The 6,269-nt window shown below is 43.5% G+C and carries 5 protein-coding genes; 3 read left to right on the forward strand and 2 right to left on the reverse strand.

All coding sequences use genetic code 11. The features are described from left to right. Positions 1-1,261: 2-isopropylmalate synthase (locus V7L97_RS03610; RefSeq protein ID WP_333653462.1), on the reverse strand; the 1,261-nt coding region annotated here is incomplete at its 3' end. Next, positions 1,258-2,037, reverse strand: a complete 780-nt coding sequence (pssA, locus tag V7L97_RS03615; RefSeq protein ID WP_333653463.1) for a CDP-diacylglycerol--serine O-phosphatidyltransferase — start codon at positions 2,035-2,037, stop codon at positions 1,258-1,260. The genes V7L97_RS03610 and pssA, both read right to left, overlap by 4 nt. A gap of 190 nt (positions 2,038-2,227) precedes the next feature. On the opposite strand from pssA, the gene V7L97_RS03620 reads away from it, so the two are divergent. From V7L97_RS03620 to V7L97_RS03630, 3 genes are read left to right on the forward strand one after another with little or no spacing between them, the layout of a single operon-like run. Further along, positions 2,228-2,902 carry a substrate-binding domain-containing protein gene (locus V7L97_RS03620; RefSeq protein ID WP_333653467.1) on the forward strand — a complete coding sequence of 225 codons (675 nt, stop codon included), beginning with the start codon at positions 2,228-2,230 and terminating at the stop codon, positions 2,900-2,902. Continuing rightward, a complete protein-coding gene (locus V7L97_RS03625; RefSeq protein ID WP_333653464.1) occupies positions 2,899-5,661 on the forward strand; it encodes a sigma 54-interacting transcriptional regulator in 2,763 nt (920 codons plus the stop codon). Before V7L97_RS03620 ends, V7L97_RS03625 begins: the two co-directional genes overlap by 4 nt. Positions 5,662-5,666: 5 nt before the next feature. Beyond that, complete coding sequence (locus tag V7L97_RS03630; RefSeq protein ID WP_442891739.1) at positions 5,667-5,999, forward strand: helix-turn-helix domain-containing protein; 333 nt, start codon at positions 5,667-5,669, stop codon at positions 5,997-5,999. Positions 6,000-6,269 lie beyond the last annotated feature (270 nt).

The raw sequence follows: 6,269 nt of genomic DNA on the forward strand, positions 1-6,269 counted from the left end.
CCATTTTTTCGACAATATTGTCGTTGACCCTCAGCTTAAGGGCTGCTGTAGGCTTTACATTAACGCCGCTTGTAATCGACAGGTCAACGAGGCTGTATATCTCGGGCGTCTTTGACACCTCTTCCGAGACAAGTGTCTCTATATCCTCATCGAATATATATTTTTTCTGGTCTGCAAGGTGCTTGAATTTTTCAAATGCACGATTGAGTTCTTCCTCTGCCAGATCATATCCAAGCTCCTGAAGGCGCGCCTTGAATGCATGTCTTCCCGAATGTTTTCCGAGGACGAGCTTTGATTTCGGGATTCCAACATCCTCCGGCTTCATAATCTCGTATGTTGACCTCTCCTTGAGCAGGCCGTCCTGGTGTATTCCTGCCTCATGGGCAAATGCATTTTCACCCACTATTGCCTTGTTAGGCTGGACAACCATTCCTGTTATCTTTGAAACAAGGCGGCTTGTCTTGTATATCTCCTGTGTCACTATCTTTGTGTCTGCGTTGTAAAACTTCGGCCTTGTCTTCAATGCCATCACAATCTCTTCCATAGACGCATTTCCTGCCCTTTCGCCAATGCCGTTGATGGTGCACTCCACCTGTCCTGCGCCCTTAAGGATTGCAGTAAGGGAGTTGGCAACAGCAAGGCCAAGGTCATTATGGCAGTGCACAGAGATTACCGCTTTATCGATATTGGGAACATTGTTCATCAAATATTCCATGAGTTCTCCGTATTCCTGCGGCACTGTGTAACCTACGGTATCGGGGATATTAACCGTTCCTGCGCCTGCTTTTATAACCTCTTCTATTATTTTGCAGAGATAGTCCCAATCAGACCTTGTAGCATCCTCTGCCGAAAACTCTACATCATCCGTATACTGCCGTGCCCTTTTTACGGCATTAATGGCAGCCTCGATAACAGCCTCCCTCGACATCCTTAATTTATGCTGCAGATGTATGTCTGAAGTGGCTATGAATGTATGGATTCTTTTTGACTCGGCAGGCTTCAATGCCTCTCCTGCCCTGTCGATATCTTCGTTCCTTGCCCTTGCGAGGCCTGCAATGGTAGCGCCTTTTACATCTGTTGCAACCCTTTTGACTGCTTCAAAGTCTCCTGGCGATGCAATGGGAAACCCTGCCTCTATAATATCCACGCCCAGCTTCACGAGCTGTTTTGCCACCTGAATTTTTTCATCCACATTCATGGATGCGCCGGGTGACTGTTCGCCATCTCTTAATGTCGTATCGAATATCTTTATAATTCTCATTTTTGTTCTGTATGCCCTTCTGGTTCTACCTCGTGCCTTGTCCTTCCTTTCTTTACGAGAAGAACGATATTCTCAATTATACCCCAAATGAGATATGCCATTGCAAAGATGAATATTGCGGTTGAAGGATGTATTAGTAAAACAAAAAGGACTAAGACGAATACTATTAAAACCCAGAACGGTTTTCTCTCCCTGAAATCAATCTCTTTAAGTCCATGATAGCGAAGGGTGCTGACCATTAATAAAGAAAGCAGGATTGTGATTGCCAAAAATAAAATATTCTTTCCAGGCAGTCCAGTCCAGAATTCATAGTAAAATATAACAATTGAAGCCAGGACTGTCGCTGCTCCAGGAATCGGCATGCCTTTAAATGCCTTTGACCCAGGGGAGCCTGTCTGCACATTGAATCTTGCAAGCCTCAATGCCCCGCACGCAACGAACAGAAATGCAGCAGCCCATCCCAACCTGCCGAATGGAATGAGAGACCACTTATACATCATCACTGCTGGAGCAACGCCAAAGGCTACAAGGTCTGAAAGGGAGTCAAGCTCTATGCCAAAGCGCGTTGTAGTGTTTGTCAATCTCGCAATCCAGCCGTCAAGTCCGTCAAATATGTTTGCAATTACTATTGCCCATGCCGCGTGAAGGAAATTGCCGTTTATCGCGGAAAGTATCGCGTAAAAGCCCGCGAACATCCCGCAGAGGGTTATAGTGTTGGGCAGAAGGTATACGCCCTTTTTGGGCTTTCTTTCTTCTCTCTTATGTTTTGGTGTCATAAGCTATTGCTCCAGAATCTTTATTATTGCTTCTCACTCTTATGTATTATAATAGGAAACAATGAGATATTTGTTTTAAAAATCATTACTCTGCCTCTTATGTCTGATTTTTACCATAGCTCCCTATTCCTATGCAGTTGAATTTGGCTATCAGGGAACGCATATCCTTGCACACGGCGCCCTTGAGGATCTGGCAAAGGCATTTCAAAAGAAATACGGTGTTCGTGTTTTTGTGAAAGGCGGCGGATGCGCAGACGGCATCGCGGTTGTTTTGAAAAACAGATATGAAATGGGCGGCATATGCTGTCCTCTCAAACCTGAAACGGCAAAGAAGAACAGTCTAATGTCCCATAGGGTTGCTGTAGATATAAAGGCTGTTATCGTGCACCCTCAAAACCCTCTGAACGACCTAACCCTGAAGCAGATATCCGACATTCATAATGGACGTATCGCTAAATGGAAAGAGGTCGGTGGAATAGATAAACCAATCGCTTTAATATACAGGGACCACTGCAGGGATATGGACGAGCCAGTAAGAAAAGCGCTCGGCATTAAAGGCGCTGTTGCCGGAAAGGCGATAGTCGTTAAAACGGATATGGAGGTAGTTGAATATGTAGAGCGATTCCCCAACGCCATAGGTGTTACGAGCAGGATATTTGCCGAGAAGGCAAATGTAAAGATGATAACCGTAAACGGCGTCTCTTCCACCCCTAAAAATACCGAGAAGGGGCTATATCTGATTACAGGAGACCTTTACATTATCACTAAGGGACGGCCCGTGGGCTGGACAAAGAAGTTTATAGATTTTATTGTCAGTGACGAGGGGCAGGCTATTATAGGGAAGAGATTTGCGAGGATAAAATGAAATATGTGTGGAAGATGCTTTCAATCAGACATAAGATAACCTCTATTGTTGTCTTGACAATAATGCTTGTAATAGTAACGATACTTCCTGCTATTGCATATCTGATAAAAGACGCCCTTATAAAACAACAACAAGGCCACCTGATGAGCGTGAAAAATCTGGTAATAAAACTTTTTGAAGATTACGAGAGCAAAGTAACAAATTATACAAGACTCTTCAGCAACGACAGGGAGATAAAGGATACGCTTTTCTACCATACCGAGCTTGCAGGGGAGAGGGAGCATCCATTGAGGGCAGTGAGGCGTCTTTATAAATCCTTTGATGTCAGCTCAGTAGAGATTGGAGACGCTCTTGGCCGTCTTGTTGTTGCTGCTGAAGCCCCTAAAAAATACGGTAAAGACAGATCTGCCGACCCGCTTATAAGGAATGCACTCAGCGGCAAAGTCACATCCGGTATCGAGCTTACAGAAAAAGGATTTGTCATTAAGGCATCCGCTCCAATTTACTACAACGAAAACCAGATTATCGGAACCATTACATCCGGCATACTGCTTGACGACTCGCTGCTTTTAAAGATAAGGCAATTGAGCAATACAGAAATTCTGATTCTGGACAATAAGGAAAGAATAGTCTCTGCTACGCTGACCGGATTAAAACAATCGGCATATGTTGATTTTAAGTCAAATGCATTAAATATAGCGGGCATCGAGTATCTCCCGACGGGATTTTCGCTGTCCGATGTGTACGGCAATGCAATAGGCAATGTGCTGATTTTGCAAAGGGATATCCTGCCGGAAATGATTTCAAAGGTGCACCTGACCATTTTTGTGCTTATCTTCGGCATTTCTTCCGCATCCATCTTTGTTCTTTTTATTATTCTTAGGAGATTGACAAGTCCGATTGTCAGATTAAAGGAGGGTGCGGAAAGGATTGGAAAAGGCGAGTTCGGATACAGGCTTGATGTGGCATCAAAGGATGAGATAGGTGAATTGTCAGAGGGGTTTAATAAAATGGCCGAGAACCTTGAAAAACTCCGCGATATGGAAGAAAAACTCTATCAGTCCGAGAGGCTTGCTTCCATCGGAAGATTTGCAGCAGCAGTCGCTCATGAAATAAATAATCCCATAGGCAATATAATCGGCATTGCAAGGCTGATGCAGAAAAATATCCCTGACAAGGACTTAAGGGAAGATATTGATACAATAATAAAAGATGCGGACAGGTGTTCTAAGATAGTCAGAGACCTTCTTACATATTCCCGGCAGTCGCCGCCGAATAAAGAGAGGACATCACTGAGTATCCTGATTAAGGATGCCGTTAACGCTGCCCAAAATCGTCTCGATTCAAAAGATATTGATATAAGAAAAGAACTTCATCCTGATATGCCTGATATATACATAGACCCCTTGCAGATAAGTCAGGTTTTGCAGAATATAATTCTAAATTCCATCCAGTCCATAGATTCATCAGGCGCTATAACCATAAAGACAATGCCTGTTGATGGCAGGAGGGTTGAGATTGCCGTGTCCGATACAGGATGCGGCATGGATGACGGGATAAAGGATAAAATCTTCTATCCTTTTTTTACCACAAAAAGGGTTGGGGAGGGGACTGGCCTGGGTCTTGCAATAAGCTATAGTATCATCCAGAATCATGGTGGAGAGATAATTGTGGAAAGTCAAAAGGGTTATGGAAGCACATTCATGATAAGATTGTCTATTGGAGAAGCAATGGATAGGCCAATCAGGATAATTGCCATTGATGATGAAGAGACCATGTTGAGGATACTCAAGCGATCTCTTGAGCCCGAAGGCTATAAGGTAGAGATATTCCCCAATGCAGACGATGCAATGGAAAGGCTCAGAAACGGCGAGCCAGCTGATATTGTGATAACAGACCTCATGATGCCTGATATGGACGGGTTTAAAGTAATAGAAACGGTGCATTCCATAGATAAGGAAATAATAGTGATTGTCATTACCGCCTACTCATCTGTTGAATCCGCTGTAAAGGCAATAAAGGCAGGGGCATATGACTTTATACCCAAGCCCTTCGATCCAGAACATATGCTGATTGTTGTCAAAAGGGCTGTTGAAACGAGGAGCCTCAAACTGGAAAACATCGGGCTCAAAAAGCAGCTCGACAGCGTTCCATATGTGAGAGATATAATCGGTAAAAGTCCGACAATGATGCATGTCTTCAGCATGATAGAGAAGGTTAAGGACACCGATGGGACGGTCCTTATCATAGGGGAGAGCGGTGTTGGGAAGGAGCTTGTCGCAAGGGCAATCCATTACGGCAGCAAAAGGTCAAAGAATCAATTTATCCCTATAAACTGCGGCGCCCTTCCTGATGAACTCCTTGAATCAGAGTTGTTTGGTTACGAAAAAGGTGCATTTACAGGAGCTGTAAATAGAAAGGTCGGATTGTTTGAGGCAGCGGACGGAGGCACGGTATTCCTTGACGAGGTAAGCAGCATAAGCCCAATGATGCAGGTAAAGCTTCTCAGATTTTTGCAGGAGCGAAGCTTTATCAGACTTGGCGGGAAAGAGACCATAAGTGTTGATGTCCGAATAATTGCAGCCACAAATGAGGATTTGAAAGAGGCTGTAAATAAGGGGTCTTTCAGAAAAGATCTCTATTACCGTCTGAATGTAATTCCTGTAGAGATTCCGCCTTTAAGGGAGCGCAAGGATGACATCCCCATGCTTATCAGGCATTTTATCAAGAAATTCTCCACAAAAATGGACAAAAAATAACGGGCATCAGCAAAGACGCAGAGGATATGCTGATAAAATATAAATGGGAAGGCAACGTGAGAGAACTCGAAAATGTCATGGAAAGAGCGATTACAATATCGGATGACGATGTCGTGGGAATAGAAGACCTTCCTGATGAGATAACTAATTATAAAGAACAACTGCCGGAAACCATTAATTTATATCCTTCCGGCATGACGCTCTTTGATGTTGAAAGGATGCACATACAGAACGTTCTTAATAGCACCGGAGGCAATAAAAGCAGGGCAGCCCGAATGCTCGGAATAGATTACAGCACCCTCCGCAGAAAGCTGAAATCTACGGATATAGAAGTATAGCAAAATGCCATAATTGCCTTATTTTGCCATAGTGTTTTGCCTTAATAATTTTAATTTCAGTTTCTTTCAGAATTTCTCTTACCCTGCCCTTTTATAATTTACCATCTAAAATTAGCTCGTTTGAATCATCCCCATAGGCATATTTGTTGCTTACTAATTAGGAGCTACAAATTATAGTGGGAGGTGGTTCAGAGGAAAGTACAGATAATGTTTTTGCCTTGCCGGAGTTTATCAAAAGAAAAAAAGGAGGAAGTAATGGAGAGTCTACGG

Source organism: Dissulfurispira sp. (assembly GCF_036745535.1).
Lineage (GTDB): Bacteria > Nitrospirota > Thermodesulfovibrionia > Thermodesulfovibrionales > Dissulfurispiraceae > Dissulfurispira.